Raw genomic sequence first — 18319 nt, forward strand, 5'->3', positions numbered from 1 at the left:
TCTCGGTGGCAACCGCACGGCCGTTGGCACCTCGGTCGCGCAGGCGCTGGGAGCCCAGGTCATCGACTACTCCACTTGGTATGACTGCTGTGGCTTTGGCTTCCGGCACATCATCTCCGAGCGCGAATTCACCCGCAGCTTCACCATGAACCGCAAGATCAAGGTGGCCCGGGAAGAAGCCAACGCCGACGTCATGATTGGCATTGACACCGGCTGTATCACCACCATGGACAAGAACCAGTGGATCGGCAAGGCCCATGACATGAACTACAGCATCCCGATCATTGCAGACGTGCAGCTGGCCGCCCTGGCCTGTGGCGCTGATCCCTTCAAGATCGTCCAGCTCCAGTGGCATGCTTCACCCTGTGAAGATCTGGTGGAAAAAATGGGCATCAGCTGGGACAAGGCCAAAGCCGACTTCCAGGAATACCTCAAACAGGTCGAGCAGGGCAATGTGGAATACCTCTACAACCCCGAACTCGCCACTAACCAACATATCAACATGAAAGCGGGCGCATCTGCCTGAGTAGTTGAAAGAGCATCACGCTGATAAAACCCCGCCTTGCTGCGGGGTTTTTTATTACCATACGAAATCTATCCGGGCATGGAATACTTCAATCCCCAAAAAACTCCCCTTCAGGTACCTTTTTCGAGTATGCTTAAGCACGCTCGCCCGAACAGGCGATGAAATGATCCGTTTTGACAGGAGGAAGACTGTGGACAGCAAGGCTATCAATACCCGTTGCGTAGAACTTTTCCAAAATCCCAACGTCCGTCTGCGCATGTGGAATGCGCGGATGTTCTGGCATGTAGGTGATCAGATGAATGTAGCACCTGCCGCCCTGACTGATCCCAAAGTTGACACCTGCGAGCTGGAAGTCATGCTCAGTGCTGCCGCGCTGACCAATTCAGAATGTGCCGCAGAACTGGACAAAAAAGAACCCGGCCGCGTTGCATTCATTCAGCGTCAGGTTCGCGAAGGCATGCGCCCGCTGCTGCGTCCTGCCAACAACGCCTGATCCTAACAACGGCAGTTAGGCAGCTGGGGTGAAACCATCATGTTTCATTCCAGCAGTTGATTCACCTGTGCAGCACAAATAAAATCATTTTCGGTGATCCCCTTGACTGCATGGGTTGAATAGCGCAGCAGGCAGTGTCCATAACCTATTTCCATGTCTGGATGATGATCTTCACGATCCGCAATCCACGCTACAGCGTTCACGAACGCCATGGTTTCGTAAAAGTTTTTGAATTGAAAATCCCTGCATAAACTGCCTTGCTCTAGGCACCATCCGGGTACACTCCCAATACGCCCGGCAACATTATCATCCGCAAGTTTCTCGACACCGCCTTCACAAGCCTGACATTTTCCCTGTCGCAAATCACTGGGCATCGCTAAACTCCTTTTTGGCAAATAGACTGATGGGTTGTATGCTTGTCATTAGCATAGTGCTTTTTCAGGTATCATTCATGTCCAAAAAAACGCCTCCCTCACCGTTGCAGACACCCGACGGCAGTACGCATGTTCTCCTGCACTCCTGCTGTGCACCTTGTGCTGGTCCCATCATGGATGACATTCGCAAAGCCGGTATCGAATTTACGGTGCTATTTTACAATCCGAACATCCACCCGCAGGCCGAATATGAATTGCGCAAGGAAGAAAATATCCGCTATGCCGAGGCATTAGGCGTGCCTTTCATTGACCTGGATTATGACAAGGACAACTGGTTTGCCCGGGTGAAAGGCCTGGAATGGGAACCGGAGCGCGGCGAGCGCTGCACGGCCTGTTTCGACATGCGCTTTGAGCGTTCGGCACTGTATGCAGCGGAGCATGGCTTCAGCGTCTTCAGCAGCACCCTGGGGATATCGCGCTGGAAAGATATGGAACAGATCAATGCCTGTGGTGCCCGGGCAGCATCCCGTCATGCAGGACTGCAATATTGGGACTACAACTGGCGCAAGGGCGGTGGTAGCGCCCGCATGATTGAAATAGCCAAGCAGGAACAGTTTTATCAGCAGGAATACTGCGGATGCGTCTATTCCCTGCGTGATACCAACCTGCACCGCCTGAGTCAGGGCCGCGAAAAAATTATTCGTGGCATCAAATTCTATGGCAAGGACAACGTCCGTCAGGAAGAGGCCGGTGATTTATCCAGAGGCATCAATAACACATAACGATTACCCGGCCCCATCATTTCAAACAAGGGATAATGTAAAGGCATTCCTCTGGCCTTTCCCCAGTCATCCAGGGCGGAATAGGCCTTCCACGAAGCGATGGCCGCATTTGCGTTCACCTCCACTTTTGCCACCCTCTGTGCGGGCCAATCCCCTCTTAACCACCCCGGTGGCGTCGCATCGCCGGCATTTACTAGATAGCCGATCCGCGCCTTAACCATCGCATCTCCGCCGCTACCGCTTTCATTTTCCATCATCGTGATTTCAGGATGCCCGCGCAAATCGGCGGGCAACTGCGGCGATAATTTGCCTCTGGCCTTGACCATCTGCCGATAGGTACCCTGAAAATTCTGATAAATATAAGCATGGACTGAACCGGTTTCTTCAAGCACTTGGGCGGAATTAAACACGCCCAGCCACCACAGGGTTCCCAACACCAGCAGAACAAATACGACCAAGGGTCCGGTCCAGCCACGTCGCCAGTCACGTTTTGGTGCTTCTCTGATTTCAGCCATGCGCTGCATATACCTCTGTAAAATAGTCCCAGGAAAAACCCGGACCGGGATCCCATTTGCGTCCAGGCGCAACATCTGCGTGGCCGACAATGCGTTCTCGCAGCATAGCCGGAAACAGTTTTTGCAGATCCCGGCTTAAAGCCGCCAGACATTGATATTGAATGGGCAGAAATTTGCTGGATTCACTGCCTTCCAGCTCCACACCGACACTGTAATCGTTACAGGCAGAACGGCCTTGCCATGAAGATACGCCTGCATGCCAGGCGCGATCCCAGACGCTCACATGCTGCCAAAGCTTGCCATCTCGTTCAATGAAAAAATGTGCAGACACCCGCAAGTTTCTTAACTGTTCATAATAAGGATCCTGGTCAAAATCCAGAAGTCCCGTGAAAAATCGTGGCACCTCGCCACTCCCAAATTGTTCCGGGGGCAAACTGATGGCATGAACAACCAGCAGATCAATATCTCCGCCCACAGGCCTTTGATCAAAATAGGGCGAGGGTGCAGCATGCGCCATGGCATGCCAGCCCGCCGCATTCCAAGGATTGAGCAGATCAGGATTCAAGGAAGTTCTTCAGGAGGGAGATCAGCATGCGCGTCCAGCCATTGCTCGAGAGCATGGACCCGCGCCTCAACCTGAATCGGACGTTGATATTGGCCGTTATGAAACAGGAACAGAGCAGGCAGGTGATACACCTCGAATTCCTGGGTAATACCCATATCAATGCCGGCATCAATCTCCCAAACCTGTAGACCACCCCGGTTATCTTCCAGATTTTTCAGCAACCGCCGCCAGATCCGACAGGAATGACAGCCTGCAGAGCTGAAAAACAAAATGACTTCACCCCGGGTTTCCGCCATACGCTGCCAAAAACCCAGTTCAGAAACAGTTTCCATTACCTATAGTTACCCTCATCGTACGTCCATGCTGAGTTAAAGTTGCGGATGCTGGCGTTGTGACGGACCCTGCAGGCGATTCATCGCCGAAAGGTAAGCCTTGGCACTGGCCACAACAATATCAGTATCGGCACCCTGTCCATTGACGGCCCGACCACTGGCGTCCTGCAGACGCACGGTCACATCGCCCTGGGCATCGGTACCTGTGGTAATAGCATTGACTGAATACAGCAGCAAACGGGTTTCACTTTTCAAAATACTTTCCATGGCCTGGAATGCCGCATCTACCGGCCCGCCACCTACGGCCTTGGCGGTTTTGGCCACCCCGTCCACCCAGACTTCCACCGTAGCTTCGGGATGTGTACCCATTTCCGAGCAAACCCGCAAATAACCCAGACGATAATGTTCAGCCTGCTCTTCCTGCAGATCTTCGTTGACCAGCGCCTGCAGGTCTTCATCAAATATTTCTGCCTTGCGGTCGGCAAGATCCTTGAAGCGGGCAAAAACCTGATCCAGCGTATCTTTTTCCAGATGAATACCCAACGCCTCCAGACGCGCACGGACTGCCGCCCGACCGGAAAGTTTTCCCAGCGTCATGCGATTGGCCGACCAGCCCACATCTTCCGCACGCATGATCTCATAGGTCTCCCGATGCTTGAGCACACCATCCTGGTGAATGCCTGACTCATGGGCAAAAGCATTAGCCCCGACAATGGCCTTGTTGGGCTGGACCGGAAAGCCGGTAATGGTAGACACCAGCTTGCTGGTAGCCACAATCTGGCTGGTATCAATGCGGGTATCACAGACAAAAGCATCTTGCCGCGTACGCACCGCCATCACGATTTCTTCAAGGGCGGCATTACCCGCCCTTTCACCCAGACCGTTGATCGTGCATTCAACCTGTCGGGCACCATGCTGCACGGCAGACAGGGAGTTGGCCACCGCCAGGCCCAGATCATTGTGGCAATGTACCGAAAAAATGGCTTGATCGGCGTTGGGAATCCGGTTGCGCAAATTGGCAATCAACTGACCAAAGCGATCCGGCAGATTATAACCAACGGTGTCAGGAATATTGATGGTACGGGCTCCCGCCTGAATGACCGCTTCAATCACCCGGCACAGAAAATCCTCCTCGGAACGGCCCGCATCTTCCGCTGAAAACTCCACATCATCACAATACTGCCGCGCCAGTTTTACCGCAGCCACCGCACGTTCCAGGACCTGTTCCGGGCTCATCCGTAATTTTGCCTGCATATGAATCGGGCTGGTGGCAATGAAGGTATGAATACGTGCAGCATTGGCTTCCTTCAACGCCTCACCGGCACGGCGAATGTCTTCATCGCGCGCCCGCGACAGCCCGCATACCCTACTTTCCCGTACGGTCCTGGCGATAGCCTGCACGGCGGCAAAATCTCCGGGGCTGGCGACCGGAAAGCCTGCTTCAATGACATCCACCTGCAAGCGTTCCAAGGCCTGGGCAATGCGCAACTTTTCATCGCGGGTCATGGAAGCGCCCGGAGATTGCTCGCCGTCGCGCAAGGTAGTGTCAAAAATAATCAAATGCTCTTTGGACGTTGTCATAGCTTGTGTCTCCCAATCAATTGAGAGGATTGTACCCCGCTACAGACAATTAACGAAGACAACGCATCTTCTTCGTGAAGGATTCAGGCACCTCGCCGCAACCAGCGATAAACAGTGCGCTCACTGACCCCGAGGGTTTCCGCCACCCTCCGCCGGTTGCCTTGATACTGACGCAACAAAGCCTCCAGATCATCCGGTTGCGCGCCACCGCGTTGGACTGATGGCGCAGGTCCAAAATCTCTCACTGCACCCGGCGAAGCCGCATGCGCCTCAAACGCTGGTCTGGCTCCCGTAAAATTCAGATGATTTGCCTGAATAACCGGTCCATCCGCCAGTGCTGCTGCTTTTTGCAGAATATTGCGCAACTCCCGAACATTTCCCGGAAAATCATAAGTAAACAGGCGCCGTTCTGCATCTTTCGACAGCGTCCACTGCCCCCCCCAACTTTTACCAATGCGTTCCAGCAACACCGCCGCAATACCCGCAATATCATCACGACGATCCCGCAAGGGCGGTAAATCAATGGTAATAGCCGCGAGACGATAATATAAATCCTCCCGAAATTGTCTTTGCCCGGCCATTTCCAATAAATTACGGTTGGTCGCCGCGATGATACGCACATCGGCATGCAAGGTCTCTGAGCCCCCCAAACGCCGGAAAGTCCCGGTTTCCAGAACCCGCAATAATTTAGCCTGCATACTTAAGGGCAATTCCCCCACCTCATCCAGAAACAGGGTTCCCCGGTCGGCCATTTCATACAGTCCACGCTTACGTCCCAGACAACCTGTGAAAGCCCCTCTTTCATGACCCAGGATTTCACTTTCAAAAAGTGTTTCTGGTAGCGAGGTACAATCCACAGTAATAAATGCTTCAGATGCACGTGCAGAAAATTGATGCAGCGCGCTGGCTGCCAACTCCTTGCCGACCCCACTTTCACCATAAAGCAAAATACTGGCATCCGTACGGCCCGCCATTTCAATGTGATTCAGACATTTCATGAATGCCGGAGAACGGCCCACCATGCGCATGTCACCACAAGTAATGTCTTCTTCCTGATGCGGCAAGCGAATGATTTCCTCACCAAGATAGGTATTCCCTTCCTGATCTTTGATGGCATGTCCACGAATACGCACATGTTCAGCATGATTCTGGTGATCATAGTGAATGTGCCGGACATCGTGGGCTTCTCCCGTTGTAAAAACAGCCTGATGGGGACAATCTTCTCCACGCATATGGCAAGGCACCGGCGAATGGTGGGAAATTTCATGACAGCAACGTCCTATGACCTCGTCGGATTGCACGCCATAGGCTTCCTGATAGGCCCGGTTCGCCGCAATGATCCGGTAGTGGTCATCAATCAAAACCATTGGATTCTGCTGAATATTCAAAACACTCTGAACATCCAGACCAGTTGCTGACTGATGCTTTTTTGTGGGCTTATGCACATCAGGAGTAGTACGGTCACGATTCTGCATTTCCATAATTTGCCTCGGCGTCTGGTCGGCTACTGCTTTTAAGATCTAAAAAATATCCTTTCGTAAATAATACGCATCCTCTTTCTTTTTGGATGCAAGAAAATTTCTATTACCATAACTTAATTATATTTGTTTATGAACAAGGTGTTCTGCTTGTCAGCACATGTCATGACATGTCATGACACATTTCATCCGTCGCGATATAAAAATGAGTTAGCAATACAGTTAATTAGTTTATTCTTAATTTTTAATTATCTAGCGTGATAAGCGAGTTAGCTTCAATCTAATAACGTCCATACAGGCTGGCATATTTACTGCTATTACTGAACTATTCACTTACGATGGGGAGACAAAATGTCAGGCATGTACATAATTTGTTTAAGTGGCGAGCGCGAGAAGTTGCAATTCGCCGCCATGGCGGCGTCCGTAGCGGCGGTATCCGGAACCGACGTCCATATTTTTCTGTCGATGAACGCCTTCCCCTACTTTGTGAAGGGTCATAGTAAGGAAGCCCCCGCTGAAGGCAAGCTGGGAGAAGTCATGGCCGAACGTAAAGTGCCCCCCTTCTACCAGATTTTCGAGCAGGCGGTGGAACTGGGCGATGCCAAAATCTGGGCTTGCTCCATGGCTATGGATGTTCTCGGCGTCAAAGAGGACGGCATGGAGGAAATCGTAGCCGGGCCTCTGGGCCTGACCAAATTCCTGAGTGACGCCGAAAATGGTCAGATTCTGACTTTTTAAAAGGAGGAGCACATGAGTGAACGCGTTGTAGATGCCCGTGGCAGTTTTTGTCCGGGGCCGCTGATGGAACTGATTTCCAACATGAAAATGATGCAGGTCGGGGACACCCTGGAATTGTTGTCCACAGATGCCGGTTCTGCTGCGGATGTGCCGGAGTGGATCAAAAAAGTCGGTCACGAAATGGTAGATACTGAGCAGGACGGCGAAGGCACCTGGCACATTCGGGTCCGCAAGGCCAAGTAAGCGCACAAACAATCGCAGGCGTAAAACCCTAAGGAGAGTGACATCATGAGAATTCTGGTCATAGGTGGCGGTATGGGCGGTACTATTTTTGCCAATCATCTGGCACGGCGTATTCACCATGAAATGAAAACCGGCAAGGCACGCATCACGATGTTGTCCGCCAGTCATGAGCATGTGTATCAACCCGGCTGGTTGTATGTCGCCATGGGTCGGGCGACGCCCGATGAACTGGTCCGCGAACAGCAAAGCCTGCTGGAGCCGGGGATTGAATTTAATGTGGATCCGGTTGAAGAATTTCATCTGGCCGAGAACCATGTCAAATGCAAAAGCGGCAAGGTGCATGAGTATGACCTCATCGTCATTTCGACCGGTTCGCGTGCCCTGCCCGAGAAAGTTCCCGGTCTCAAGGAAAATTCCATCAACTGCTATACTGCAGAAAATGCCGTCGAATTCTTCAAGCAACTGTCGGACTTCAAGGGTGGACGCATCGTGGTCACCGTCGGTCTGCCGCACAAGTGCCCGATGATTCCCCTGGAGATCACCTTCGCCATGCACGACTTCATCAAGGATCGCGGCCTGCTGGACAAGACCGAGTTCTACTACACCTACCCCATTGGCCGGGTTCACAGTCTGGAAAATGTCGCCAAGTGGGCAGCGCCGGAATTTGACCGGATGGGCATTAAATACGAAACCCTATTCAACATGAAGGAAGTGGATGGTAAGAATGCCCAGGTACTGAGTGAAGAAGGCGGAGCAGTGAAATACGATCTGCTGGTAGCCGTGCCGCCCCATAAGGGTCAGGAAGTCATCGAGAAGAACGGTCTGGGTGAAAACGGCTGGATTCCCACCAATCGCTCTTCCCTGCACATGGAAGGAGAACATGGCAAGAATGTTCTGGTACTGGGAGATACCACCAATTTGCCCATCAGTAAGGCCGGTTCAACCGCCCACTTCGAAGCGGAAGTGGCTGCCGAGAATGTGGCGGCGGTCATCAAGATGGGACGGCCGGTGCGCAGTTATGATGGCAAGGTGTTCTGCTTCATTGAGGCGGGCAAGGACCGGGCAACGTATGCCATGTTCGATTATAAAACCCCACCCCAGCCGAAAGCGCCTACCGGAGCCGTACACGCCTTCAAGATGTCCTATAACAAACTCTATTGGGCTACCGCCCGTGGTTTACTCTGAGGAGGTGACGTATGGCTGCGGTCATGGCAGAAACTTCTGAAGATGAACTGCAACGCGCCCAGGAAGCCCTAGTCCATCTGGTGCAGAACGGGGATCTCGAACGCATTGTGCACCTAGCACGACTGAGTGGTGCGGCAGCAGACTCCATGAGTGATGAGATGGTGGGTCGTCTGGCGGGGTTGGCCAGCGACGGTCTGGATTTGGTGGATCAGGTCACCCGCAGTCAGGTGGCGCGGGCCCTGCCGGCCATCAGCTCCCTGGTGGAAAACGGGGATCTGGAGCGCATCGTGCAACTGGCCCGGCTGAGTGGGGCCGCCGCCGATTCCATGAGCGATGAAATGGTGGGTCGCTTGGCCGGTCTGGCCAGCGATGGCATGGATTTACTGGATCGGGTGAACCGCAGTCAGGTGGTCAATGCTTTACCGGCCATCTCGGCACTGGTCGAAAACGGCGATCTGGAGCGCATCGTTCATCTGGCCCGCATGGCGGGTGCCGCTGGCGATTCTATGAATGATGAGATGGTCTCACGCCTGGCCACTTTGGCAACTGATGCTATGTGCCTGCTGGATCGGGCAACGCGCACCGGGGTCATGGACCGTTTGCTCGCTGTCGCTGAGAAAATGGATCAGGATCATATCCTCACCGATTTCCTGCACTGCCTCAGTGGCGCCACTGAGGAGGCCGCCAGCGCCCCCATTCCCAAGGGAGGAATCGCCGGACTCTGGGACATGATGAAAAAACCGGAAACCCAGCAAACCATCCAGTTCCTCATGCTGGTCGGCAAACATTTCCGTTCCTGCCGACTCAGGCACTGATCATGAACTAACTTTTACCGTTTTAACGTGTTCTACTCGCCCCGCTTGCAGCCCCTGTTGTTCAGGGGCTTTTTTATTTAAGCGTTAGCTAGAAATAGGTGCATAGGCAAAGCAATATCCATGTGGGCTGATTTTGCCCGCAACCACTTTACAGGTGCCATCCGCACTGGGAGAGGCTCCCGGTACAAAATGTGCGCAATTACTGCACATGTCCTTGCCACTGGGATGATCCTGATAACTGACAGAACTTTTGCTTTGCAACCCACCTGCAGTACCAGCCTCAGCCATGGATGAAAACACCAAAGGAGCCACTGCGGCCGCTGCGGCTATTTTACCTGTTGATTTCAACCATTCACGACGATTCATAGATTTCATAGTATATTCTCCCAAATGATGAATGAGGCGCCTATAAAGGGCCCACTTAGTTCTACGTAATCTGCGCCGGAATGGATGCAGGCAACAGAAAATTGATCCCCATCATATATTCATAATTGGACAATCAACTGCGTAGAGTAAAAACATTATTGAATACCGGCTTCATTCCGATCAAATCTCCCGGAAATACCACCTTCCGCACCCCTACCAAGGGTATGGATAAAGTACTTAACTCCGCTGAGATCAGGTTGATCTGTATTTGCAAAAATGCCTTATAAACAAACTCGGAACAATATAATGCCCGATCATCCTGCAAGTCATAATTATCATCAAAAGGAATACGCAACTTCACCTGTTTATGACACCAGTGAAACAAATTTTCACACTGTGGTTCTACCAAGCTAATCGGTATGTAGCCCACTTTTACAGCACGTTCCGGCGCACAAAAATCGTCCAGGCTACCCATATGCACCCCACCTCGGGTGCGTTCCGTAGACGGTATGCTTTCAAATAAAGCACCACCTACCAAAACCCCGACATGCGTCCAGGGCCCGCGATTTTTGAGGCGCACCAGGCGTGCCTCTACCCCCAGCCCTTCGCGAAGCAGTAGATATGCCGTCAGTCCACACTCACGAACCATTTCCCGTCCCTGCGTACCAGTTGCAACGTCGTATTCCGAGGGCTTCCTTTCTCAGGAATCAGGCTGATAATCACCGTGGCATGCTCAATGCCATGTATCATGGTCCGTTGGTTTTTGACTATTTTGGCCTCCTTCAAACCGCCTTCAGCTTGCAGACGCTGATAAGTAGCCATCACATATCCATTCACTTTCGCTTCTTCGAGCCGCATTGCATAGGGTTGTGCAGGATTTTGCACTTCAGGTCCCCAATAAACCAGTTTGTCTACCTTCTGGATGTCCCCTTTCGCCATACCATGCACAAAATGCATAGCCGTATTCTCTGGCCCTGGACTCGAAAACAGTCCACAGGCTGAGATTCCCACTGTTAATCCAGCCACTGTGAATTTTTTTAGAATACTTCGCACACAAATTCTCCTCGATTAAAGCGATCCAAAGAAAAACAGGCAATACCTTAAGCGCATTGCCTGTTGATCATGACGTCTTGACTGGTGATTCATCAAGCCAGTTAGTGCACAGTTTTATGTACCTTGATACTGGAATTGATTTCTACGCGCTGATTCAGGAAACGTCCCTGTGGCGTCGCATTGCTGGCGACGGGATCCAGATAGGAATGTCCCTTCGTCACAATCCGTGAAGCAGCTACACCATGCGCTTCCAGATAACCAGCAACACTCTGTGCACGTTGCTCAGAGAGTTTTTGATTGTAAGCAAAACTACCCGTTTTACTGCAGTAACCATTCACATCCAGAACAGCGGCTGAATGTTTATGGGCAAAATCGGCCACCTGATCCAGCACGGCAATATCATGACTGATCAGTTTGGAAGAATTGGTCTGGAAATTAATCCCGGTAATAGTAATAGGTTTACTCTCCAAAACCGTATGCTGCACCGGTGCAATAGGTGCCACAGGTGCGGGTTTTGCGGCTGGAGCCGCAGGTGCGGCCGGGGGAATCCCGGGAGAACAGGCAAAAGGATTAGTACCGCAGCCAGCAGCGGCCAGGACCACTGCCACAGCCAGTGTTTGCTTGTATATTTTTTTCATATTACGTCTCCTTAGTAGCTGATTTTTTGGGTAGATGCATTCATTTTCTACAATTTTAACCAATAAATTCAATGACAAAATAGGCCCCATCCAGGATGGAGCCTGAAGTTCCCGATTTTGCTAGCGGGAGGAGGAGACTGCATACAACATTTACTTGATGTCCCTTTTCAGCCCAAGGGGCCGTTAGCGGTGACGATTTGTGGTTCCATGGAAGCCAGAATAGCAATCAGGTAATTCTGCGCCGACATGGGAATCCTTTGGGTTTGCATCGCATCCATCATGTCCTGAGCCAGATAGTTGAAGGCTGCCGTAGTAACACCCATCCCTTCATGGGCTTTACGCATACTCAGACCGGTGTATTTGCAGGGACCGCCCACCGCCATACACACCTGCTGCACCAATTCGTACTTCAGGTGGGGGATATTGGTATGTGCGAAGTAGTAGTTGATGTGCGGGTCATTCGCAACATTACCCACAAACGTATTAATCAGCTTGGTAATGCCCGCCTTACCGCCGTACTGGGCATAGTAATCCTGAGCGGATGCGGTCGAAATTCCCATCATGGCAACAGCCGTAAACCCTGCCGCCAAAGCGACACCCTTGGCTACTGCCGAAAAACGGGAAGAGGTTGGTATAAATGACATGGTAAACTCCTCTTAAATTAGGTCAGAAGCTGCTGGTCAGAGATAAATACAGACCGTTTTGGTTCTTTTCTGTGGCAATAGTACCCAAATCCACATAGGCCGCCGTCACAGAAAGCTGCTTGTAGGGGAACCAGGCGACATACACGTCTTTCCAGGCGCTCGTCTTGGATACTGCATTCCCCAATGTGCTGAAATTACCCGCACCACTCGACGGGGCAATCAGCTGGTTCTGTGGCATATCTCGATATTCTGCACCAAGTACCACATGACGGTTCAAGAAAACACCCACAGAGGCTGCGGGAAGGACTTTGTAACGCATGCCGTTGACACCACCAAAACCTAACAAGCCTTGCTGGTTCGCATTGGTCACATCAATATTCACGTCCGCTAATGTCGTTAAACCGAACAGACCATTCAGCCAAACCTTAGTTGCACTCAGGTAATAACTGACCCCATTGCGCGCTACATGCAGAGTGTCCGCCAGATTTTTGGGCATTTCGTTATGATGGAAATCAACGCCGACGGATACCTCCGGTTCCCACCAATTCTGATCATAGACAACGTTACCGAAAAGTCTTGCCTTTAAGCCGACAATGTCCTGATTCAGATCATAGTTGCTGCCAAAAAATGCGGGTCCGCTCAGACCAAGTGCTGCAGAAGTCGTGGAAGTTCCCAAAGGCACCGACGATCCACTCACAACACTTAGGATACGATGATCGAGCGTTTGACCCGTATTGCCTAAACTAAACCCCTGCCGGGCAAAAGAGATCTCAATACGGTTGAATAATCCGACCGATGCGCCGTAAGCGTTCAAGTTATAGTTGTTCAGCAATACATGTGAATAAAAAGCGGTCGCGCCAATTTGCTGATTGGTGCCATAACCCGAAATCACTGCCCAGGGGTTGATACCACCACCAGCAGCACCGTCTATCGCTGTTACTGCTCCGGTGCCCAAAATACGGCCCTGGCCAAATAAACAGGCCGAACCTATCGCCGCATTGGCGGCCACAGGGACCATTGCACCCAACGTGCAGGCCACTGCCAGAATGACTGCTTTTGTAGCGGGTGATTTCGCAGACTTACCCATAATTTTCATACCTCCTCCTAGCCGTTAAGCGGTTCTTGAATGCCAGAGCACTCAAAACACTTAATAGCAAGAAAGGGGCCAAAATCTCAGAAACCTCTACAAAACCCAAGAATTATTTGTAACAACTTGTTTATTATGAACAAGCATCAACACATCATACAAATAGAACTGTTTGTATTTCTTCTGATTCTGCATGACACGTCATGACATCTCTACAGTTTCGTCATGACAGAAACTGCTGATCTGTCTTCTCTGGCTTAAAATGCAGGACATAAAAAATCCGGTATCGATGTTACCGATACCGGATGTCACCAGGATGAAACTAACGCGCTATCAGAGTGCTTCTTTTTTTTCATCCAGCATCTGTTCAATGCGCGGCCCGAGAATCACTTCCATGGCGAAGCCCATTTTCGTACCTGGAATAACCAAGGTATTGGAACGCGACATGAAGCTTCCGGGAATCATTTGCAATAAGGTCGGGAAATGCTCAATTTTGTGATCCCGAAAGCGAATGACTACCATGCTCTCATCAGGTGTGGGAATATCCCGGGCAATGAAAGGATTGGATGTATCCACCAAAGGAACACGTTGAAAGTTGATATGCGCGCGCGAAAACTGGGGAGTTATATGATTAATATAATCCGGCATGCGGCGCAAAATTGTGTCCACAATGGCTTCCGCTGAATACCCACGCTGAGAATTATCTCGATGAATTTTCTGGATCCATTCGAGATTCACAACCGGCACGACACCAACCAGAAGATCCACATAATTGGCGACATCCACATCTTCGGTTTTCACCCCGCCGTGCAGCCCTTCATAAAAAAGCAGATCGGTGCCAGTAGGCATATCCTGCCATGGCGTAAAGGTTCCCGGAGCACTACCCCGCAGTTCCGCTTCCTCATCATCATGCACGTAGTAACGCATCTGGCCATGACCGGTCTCTCCGTAACTACGGAACAGACGTTCCAGAGACTCAAAATCATTACCTTCGGGACCAAAGTGGCTGATGGTCTTACCTTCTGCTGCTGCTTTGGCAATGGCTTCACGCATTTCCGCCCGGTTATAACGGTGAAAACTGTCTCCTTCAATGATGACCGGATTGACCTTCAGGCGCCGGAAAATGTCATGAAATGCATGTTTGACCGTAGTTGTACCAGCTCCCGAAGAGCCGGTGACCGCAACAACAGGATACTTTTTAGACATGGTATGAACCTCTTATAGTGAAAAATTCTTTTGCTGACCAATATATTCCATGGCCGTCTTGAATCCAGTTTAACAAAGGTTATCAGCCGGTCAACATAAAACACGCCATTACCAACGCTTTCGAGGCTTCGATAATGGCGTCAAAAGTACTTAAAGCCCGAGATTCTGCCAGATGGCCGTAGTCGCCTCGGACTGATTCAGCGTATAAAAATGCAGGCTGGGTGCGCCTTGCGCAAGTAATGTCTCACACTGCCGACTCAGCAACTCAATCCCCAACTGATATTGGGACTGCAGATCTTCCCCATAAGCTTCCATGCGGCGCCGCAGATATTGCGGTAACTCTGCTCCGCACATGGCCGAAAAACGGGAAATCTGTTCAAAATTTGTGATGGGCATGACACCCACTACAATCGGCACCTCAACGCCCCGCCGTTGTAAATCATCCCGGAGCTGCAAGTACGCATCGGGATTATAAAAATACTGGGTGATAACCGCATCTGCACCCGCCTGCACCTTTTCCACCAGATGCTGCAAATCCTCTTCAGCAGAAACGGCCTTGGGATGCACTTCCGGATATCCGGCTACATAAATTTTAAAACCGCCGAACTGACGGATAAAACCCACCAGATCGGCTGCATATTCAAAATGACCAGGGTTACTCATGCCTTCTGGTAAATCACCACGCAGGGCGACAATGCGCTGAATACCCTGGGTTCGATAATCTTCCAGAATTTCCTGGATACCCGATTCCGTTGAGCCAATGCAGGAAAGATGCGGGACAGCTTCCAGATCATAGTCCTTGCGGATCATGTCCACCGTCGCAAAAGTTCGTTCACGGGTGGAACCACCAGCCCCAAAAGTCACTGAGGCATATTCCGGCCCCAAAGGTAACAGAGCAGCAATGGTTTCGCGCAGGCGCTCCTCGCCTGCAGCATTTTTTGGCGGAAAAAACTCGACGGAGTGCGCCATCAGTAACGATACGCGTCGTTCTTGAAAGGCCCGTGGACGTCAACGCCCAGATATTCGGCTTGAGCTGTTGTCAACTGGGTCAGCACCCCGGCAAAACCTTCCACCATGTAACGGGCCACTTCTTCATCCAGCGTTTTCGGCAGGACGGTGACGCTGATGTGCGAAGACTTTTGCGCGGTAGGCAGATCAGCAAAGCGCTCCCCGTAAAGATGTATCTGCGCCAACACCTGATCGGCAAAAGAACCATCCATGATGCGACTGGGGTGCCCGGTAGCATTGCCCAGATTCACCAGTCTGCCTTCAGAAAGGAGAATCAGGTAATCATCACTGTCTGCATCAAAGTCCCTGCCTGCCGGCGCATCACGATACACTTTATGCACCTGAGCCTTAACCTCGTCCCAGGCCCAGTTCGCACGCATGAAAGCCGTATCAATTTCATTGTCGAAATGACCAATATTACAAACGACAGCGCCTTTCTTGAGGGCCTTCAACATGCCCGCATCGCAGACATTGTAATTACCGGTAGCAGTAACCAGTAAGTCCGTCTGGCCCAGCAGATCCCGATCAATACAGGCATCGGTACCATCGTTGATACCCTTTTTGTAGGGCGAAACCACTTCATACCCATCCATGCAGGCCTGCATGGCACAAATGGGATCCACTTCGGTGACGCGCACAATCATGCCTTCCTGACGCAGGGAGGCTGCCGAGCCCTTGCCCACATCCCCATAGCCCAGAACCAGGGCGCGCTTACCAGACAACAAATGGTCCGTGGCTCGCTTGATGGCGTCATTGAGGGAGTGACGACAACCGTATTTGTTGTCATTTTTGCTTTTGGTCACCGAGTCGTTGACATTGATGGCCGGCACCTTGAGCTTGCCTTCCCTGGCCATTTCCCAAAGACGATGCACGCCTGTGGTCGTTTCTTCGGAAACACCATGGATGCCCTCCAGCAACTCGGGATACTTCTCATGGAGCAATCCTGTGAGGTCTCCACCATCATCCAGCAGCATATTGGGGCGCCAGCCGTCAGGACCCGTAATGGTCTGTTCTACGCACCACCAGTATTCTTCCTCGCTTTCGCCCTTCCAGGCAAAAACAGGAACGCCTGCGGCTGCAACAGCTGCTGCAGCCTGATCCTGCGTAGAAAAAATGTTGCAGGAAGACCAGCGCACTTCAGCCCCCAAAGCCACCAGGGTTTCGATAAGTACAGCGGTCTGGATGGTCATATGAATACAGCCCGCAATACGCGCACCCTGCAAGGGCTGCTGAGCCTGATATTTCCGGCGGATAGCCATCAATGCCGGCATTTCCGTTTCAGCAATACGGACTTCCTTACGTCCCCAGGCGGCCAGAGACATATCAGCCACTTTAAAGTCTTCACCCGTTTTAAGCACAGCATTCATGTAGGTAGTTCCTTTGGTCATGAAAGCGAGCGCGGTTTTACACGAAGGAAAACGGGCCGAGCCTGACCACCAGAGATCTGGCGACTGCAGCGCTCCTCGGCCCGAACTTCCGGCGGAGAGGTTCTCCGCGCAGAGGTCTTTTTATCGCAATCCAGCAGCATCCCGCAAGGCTGCAGCCTTGTCGGTACGTTCCCAGGTAAATTCCGGTTCTTCACGACCGAAATGCCCATAAGCAGCGGTTTTACCATAAATCGGACGGAGCAGATCCAGCATCTGAATAATACCCTTGGGACGCAGATCAAAATGCTCACGGACCAGCGCCGCGATGCGATCATCATCAATTTTACCGGTGCCGAAAGTATCAACCATCAGACTGACCGGCTGGGATACCCCAATGGCATAAGCCACCTGAACTTCACAGCGACTCGCCAGACCTGCAGCAACAATATTTTTAGCAACGTAACGACCGGCGTAAGAAGAAGATCGGTCTACCTTGGAAGGATCCTTACCTGAAAAAGCACCACCACCGTGACTGCCCTGACCACCGTAGGTGTCTACAATGATTTTGCGGCCCGTCAGGCCACAATCGCCTACGGGTCCGCCAATGACAAAACGCCCGGTAGGGTTGATCAGATATTTGGTATCCTTGTGCAGCATTTCCGGCGGCAATACCGGCTTGATGATTTCTTCCCGCACCGCTTCCACCAGATCGGCATGACTGATATCCGGGCTATGCTGGGTGGAGAGGACGACGGCATCAATAGCCACCGGGCGACCATCTTCGTAGCGCACCGTCACTTGACTTTTGGCGTCGGGACGTAACCAGGGCAAGCGGCCATCCTTGCGTACCAAAGCCTGGCGCTCGGTCAGACGATGGGCGAAATAAATAGGAGTTGGCATCAGCACGTCGGTTTCATCACAGGCAAAACCGAACATGAGGCCCTGATCACCAGCACCCTGGTCCAGATCCAGACCAGCCCCTTCATTCACACCCTGGGCAATATCCGGAGACTGCTTGTCGAGCGTCTGCATCACTGCGCAGGAGGCCCAGTCAAAGCCCATTTCCGATGAATCATAGCCAATCCGGCGCACCGTCTGACGGGCAACGTCTGCGTAATCGACGGTAGCCGTCGTCGTAATTTCGCCGGCCAGAACAATAAGGCCGGTAGTAATCAGGGTTTCAGCGGCTACCCGACCACGCGGATCCTGCGCCAGAATGGCATCAAGGATGGCATCGGAAATCTGGTCTGCGACCTTATCGGGATGACCTTCGGAAACAGACTCAGAAGTAAAAAGATGGCTTTTGGACATGCGTTCAGGCTC

Annotated in this window: 23 protein-coding genes and 1 riboswitch; of the genes, 7 read left to right on the top strand and 16 right to left on the bottom strand. The window is 51.8% G+C overall.

Annotation, left to right across the window (positions count from 1 at the left end; all coding sequences use genetic code 11):
* Positions 1-526 (top strand): heterodisulfide reductase-related iron-sulfur binding cluster (locus BLW97_RS11585; RefSeq protein ID WP_242947800.1); only part of this gene is annotated, 526 nt, incomplete at its 5' end.
* Positions 527-716: 190 nt separating this feature from the next.
* Complete coding sequence (locus BLW97_RS11590) at positions 717-1019, top strand: hypothetical protein (protein WP_010637211.1); 303 nt, start codon at positions 717-719, stop codon at positions 1017-1019.
* A 44-nt stretch (positions 1020-1063) separates the two neighbouring features.
* Here the strand turns inward: BLW97_RS11590 and BLW97_RS11595 are convergent, their stop codons facing one another.
* Positions 1064-1393, bottom strand: a complete 330-nt coding sequence (locus BLW97_RS11595) for a 4a-hydroxytetrahydrobiopterin dehydratase (protein WP_010637210.1) — start codon at positions 1391-1393, stop codon at positions 1064-1066.
* A gap of 77 nt (positions 1394-1470) precedes the next feature.
* On the opposite strand from BLW97_RS11595, the gene BLW97_RS11600 reads away from it, so the two are divergent.
* Positions 1471-2175, top strand: coding sequence for an epoxyqueuosine reductase QueH (locus tag BLW97_RS11600; protein ID WP_010637209.1), 705 nt, complete (start codon positions 1471-1473; stop codon positions 2173-2175).
* On the opposite strand, the gene BLW97_RS11605 is transcribed toward BLW97_RS11600, so the two are convergent.
* The 5 genes from BLW97_RS11605 to BLW97_RS11625 all read right to left on the bottom strand — a co-directional run bounded on the left by BLW97_RS11605 (position 2130) and on the right by BLW97_RS11625 (position 6649).
* Entirely contained in the window at positions 2130-2690 is a 561-nt protein-coding gene (locus tag BLW97_RS11605) for a hypothetical protein (RefSeq protein ID WP_010637208.1), read from the bottom strand. The two genes, BLW97_RS11600 and BLW97_RS11605, sit on opposite strands and share 46 nt — an antisense overlap.
* Entirely contained in the window at positions 2683-3255 is a 573-nt protein-coding gene (gene ampD / locus BLW97_RS11610) for a 1,6-anhydro-N-acetylmuramyl-L-alanine amidase AmpD (RefSeq protein WP_010637207.1), read from the bottom strand. The genes BLW97_RS11605 and ampD overlap by 8 nt, the downstream gene beginning before the upstream one ends.
* On the bottom strand, positions 3252-3587 hold the full coding sequence (locus BLW97_RS11615; RefSeq protein WP_075323227.1) for a thioredoxin family protein: 336 nt from the start codon (positions 3585-3587) through the stop codon (positions 3252-3254). The genes ampD and BLW97_RS11615 overlap by 4 nt, the downstream gene beginning before the upstream one ends.
* A 36-nt stretch (positions 3588-3623) precedes the next feature.
* Positions 3624-5168 carry a 2-isopropylmalate synthase gene (locus BLW97_RS11620; RefSeq protein WP_075323228.1) on the bottom strand — a complete coding sequence of 515 codons (1545 nt, stop codon included), beginning with the start codon at positions 5166-5168 and terminating at the stop codon, positions 3624-3626.
* 83 nt (positions 5169-5251) lie between these two features.
* A complete protein-coding gene (locus BLW97_RS11625; RefSeq protein WP_207650593.1) occupies positions 5252-6649 on the bottom strand; it encodes a sigma-54 interaction domain-containing protein in 1398 nt (465 codons plus the stop codon).
* A gap of 357 nt (positions 6650-7006) precedes the next feature.
* On the opposite strand from BLW97_RS11625, the gene BLW97_RS11630 reads away from it, so the two are divergent.
* From BLW97_RS11630 to BLW97_RS11645, 4 genes are read left to right on the top strand one after another with little or no spacing between them, the layout of a single operon-like run.
* Positions 7007-7384 (top strand): DsrE/DsrF/DrsH-like family protein, encoded by a 378-nt coding sequence (locus BLW97_RS11630; RefSeq protein WP_010637201.1) that lies wholly within the window; start codon positions 7007-7009, stop codon positions 7382-7384.
* Positions 7385-7396: 12 nt separating this feature from the next.
* A complete protein-coding gene (locus BLW97_RS11635; RefSeq protein ID WP_010637198.1) occupies positions 7397-7627 on the top strand; it encodes a sulfurtransferase TusA family protein in 231 nt (76 codons plus the stop codon).
* Between the two features lie 45 nt (positions 7628-7672).
* A complete protein-coding gene (locus BLW97_RS11640) occupies positions 7673-8812 on the top strand; it encodes an NAD(P)/FAD-dependent oxidoreductase (RefSeq protein ID WP_075323229.1) in 1140 nt (379 codons plus the stop codon).
* A gap of 11 nt (positions 8813-8823) precedes the next feature.
* Complete coding sequence (locus BLW97_RS11645; RefSeq protein ID WP_075323230.1) at positions 8824-9627, top strand: helical membrane plugin domain-containing protein; 804 nt, start codon at positions 8824-8826, stop codon at positions 9625-9627.
* Positions 9628-9711: 84 nt separating this feature from the next.
* Here BLW97_RS11645 and BLW97_RS11650 read toward each other — a convergent pair whose 3' ends face one another.
* The 10 genes from BLW97_RS11650 to metK all read right to left on the bottom strand — a co-directional run bounded on the left by BLW97_RS11650 (position 9712) and on the right by metK (position 18307).
* The gene (locus tag BLW97_RS11650; protein ID WP_075323231.1) at positions 9712-10002 is read right to left on the bottom strand and encodes an iron oxidase; all 291 of its coding nucleotides are present in this window, start codon (positions 10000-10002) and stop codon (positions 9712-9714) included.
* A gap of 124 nt (positions 10003-10126) precedes the next feature.
* Positions 10127-10642 (bottom strand): YiiX/YebB-like N1pC/P60 family cysteine hydrolase, encoded by a 516-nt coding sequence (locus tag BLW97_RS11655; protein ID WP_024894821.1) that lies wholly within the window; start codon positions 10640-10642, stop codon positions 10127-10129.
* On the bottom strand, positions 10621-10950 hold the full coding sequence (locus tag BLW97_RS11660) for a hypothetical protein (RefSeq protein WP_024894820.1): 330 nt from the start codon (positions 10948-10950) through the stop codon (positions 10621-10623). The genes BLW97_RS11655 and BLW97_RS11660 overlap by 22 nt, the downstream gene beginning before the upstream one ends.
* 197 nt (positions 10951-11147) lie before the next feature.
* Positions 11148-11684 carry an OmpA family protein gene (locus BLW97_RS11665; RefSeq protein WP_024894819.1) on the bottom strand — a complete coding sequence of 179 codons (537 nt, stop codon included), beginning with the start codon at positions 11682-11684 and terminating at the stop codon, positions 11148-11150.
* Positions 11685-11851: 167 nt separating this feature from the next.
* A complete protein-coding gene (locus tag BLW97_RS11670) occupies positions 11852-12328 on the bottom strand; it encodes a group I truncated hemoglobin (RefSeq protein WP_010637183.1) in 477 nt (158 codons plus the stop codon).
* Between the two features lie 22 nt (positions 12329-12350).
* Positions 12351-13346 carry a DUF3034 family protein gene (locus tag BLW97_RS11675; RefSeq protein WP_242947836.1) on the bottom strand — a complete coding sequence of 332 codons (996 nt, stop codon included), beginning with the start codon at positions 13344-13346 and terminating at the stop codon, positions 12351-12353.
* 402 nt (positions 13347-13748) lie between these two features.
* On the bottom strand, positions 13749-14621 hold the full coding sequence (locus BLW97_RS11680; protein WP_010637179.1) for a phosphoribulokinase: 873 nt from the start codon (positions 14619-14621) through the stop codon (positions 13749-13751).
* A gap of 150 nt (positions 14622-14771) precedes the next feature.
* Entirely contained in the window at positions 14772-15590 is an 819-nt protein-coding gene (metF, locus tag BLW97_RS11685; protein ID WP_075323233.1) for a methylenetetrahydrofolate reductase [NAD(P)H], read from the bottom strand.
* On the bottom strand, positions 15590-16996 hold the full coding sequence (gene ahcY, locus BLW97_RS11690; RefSeq protein ID WP_075323665.1) for an adenosylhomocysteinase: 1407 nt from the start codon (positions 16994-16996) through the stop codon (positions 15590-15592). The genes metF and ahcY overlap by 1 nt, the downstream gene beginning before the upstream one ends.
* A 20-nt stretch (positions 16997-17016) precedes the next feature.
* Positions 17017-17100: riboswitch (S-adenosyl-L-homocysteine riboswitch) on the bottom strand.
* Between the two features lie 37 nt (positions 17101-17137).
* Positions 17138-18307, bottom strand: a complete 1170-nt coding sequence (gene metK / locus BLW97_RS11695; protein WP_031575691.1) for a methionine adenosyltransferase — start codon at positions 18305-18307, stop codon at positions 17138-17140.
* Positions 18308-18319: the final 12 nt, after the last annotated feature.

The organism is Acidithiobacillus albertensis (genome assembly GCF_001931655.1).
Lineage (GTDB): Bacteria > Pseudomonadota > Gammaproteobacteria > Acidithiobacillales > Acidithiobacillaceae > Acidithiobacillus > Acidithiobacillus thiooxidans.

Bases quoted from the DNA above. Each gene is read 5' to 3' on its own strand.
- BLW97_RS11630 (WP_010637201.1), top strand. From the start codon at position 7,007: ATGTACATAATTTGTTTAAGTGGCGAGCGCGAGAAGTTGCAATTCGCC.
- BLW97_RS11620 (WP_075323228.1), bottom strand. From the start codon at position 5,168: ATGACAACGTCCAAAGAGCATTTGATTATTTTTGACACTACCTTGCGC.
- metF (WP_075323233.1), bottom strand. From the start codon at position 15,590: ATGGCGCACTCCGTCGAGTTTTTTCCGCCAAAAAATGCTGCAGGCGAG.
- BLW97_RS11595 (WP_010637210.1), bottom strand. From the start codon at position 1,393: ATGCCCAGTGATTTGCGACAGGGAAAATGTCAGGCTTGTGAAGGCGGT.
- BLW97_RS11675 (WP_242947836.1), bottom strand. From the start codon at position 13,346: ATGGTCCCTGTGGCCGCCAATGCGGCGATAGGTTCGGCCTGTTTATTT.
- BLW97_RS11645 (WP_075323230.1), top strand. From the start codon at position 8,824: ATGGCTGCGGTCATGGCAGAAACTTCTGAAGATGAACTGCAACGCGCC.
- BLW97_RS11655 (WP_024894821.1), bottom strand. From the start codon at position 10,642: ATGGTTCGTGAGTGTGGACTGACGGCATATCTACTGCTTCGCGAAGGG.
- BLW97_RS11600 (WP_010637209.1), top strand. From the start codon at position 1,471: ATGTCCAAAAAAACGCCTCCCTCACCGTTGCAGACACCCGACGGCAGT.
- BLW97_RS11670 (WP_010637183.1), bottom strand. From the start codon at position 12,328: ATGTCATTTATACCAACCTCTTCCCGTTTTTCGGCAGTAGCCAAGGGT.
- BLW97_RS11665 (WP_024894819.1), bottom strand. From the start codon at position 11,684: ATGAAAAAAATATACAAGCAAACACTGGCTGTGGCAGTGGTCCTGGCC.
- ahcY (WP_075323665.1), bottom strand. From the start codon at position 16,996: ATGAATGCTGTGCTTAAAACGGGTGAAGACTTTAAAGTGGCTGATATG.
- BLW97_RS11680 (WP_010637179.1), bottom strand. From the start codon at position 14,621: ATGTCTAAAAAGTATCCTGTTGTTGCGGTCACCGGCTCTTCGGGAGCT.
- BLW97_RS11660 (WP_024894820.1), bottom strand. From the start codon at position 10,950: ATGCATTTTGTGCATGGTATGGCGAAAGGGGACATCCAGAAGGTAGAC.
- BLW97_RS11640 (WP_075323229.1), top strand. From the start codon at position 7,673: ATGAGAATTCTGGTCATAGGTGGCGGTATGGGCGGTACTATTTTTGCC.
- BLW97_RS11605 (WP_010637208.1), bottom strand. From the start codon at position 2,690: ATGGCTGAAATCAGAGAAGCACCAAAACGTGACTGGCGACGTGGCTGG.
- BLW97_RS11615 (WP_075323227.1), bottom strand. From the start codon at position 3,587: ATGGAAACTGTTTCTGAACTGGGTTTTTGGCAGCGTATGGCGGAAACC.
- BLW97_RS11635 (WP_010637198.1), top strand. From the start codon at position 7,397: ATGAGTGAACGCGTTGTAGATGCCCGTGGCAGTTTTTGTCCGGGGCCG.
- metK (WP_031575691.1), bottom strand. From the start codon at position 18,307: ATGTCCAAAAGCCATCTTTTTACTTCTGAGTCTGTTTCCGAAGGTCAT.
- BLW97_RS11625 (WP_207650593.1), bottom strand. From the start codon at position 6,649: ATGGAAATGCAGAATCGTGACCGTACTACTCCTGATGTGCATAAGCCC.
- BLW97_RS11650 (WP_075323231.1), bottom strand. From the start codon at position 10,002: ATGAAATCTATGAATCGTCGTGAATGGTTGAAATCAACAGGTAAAATA.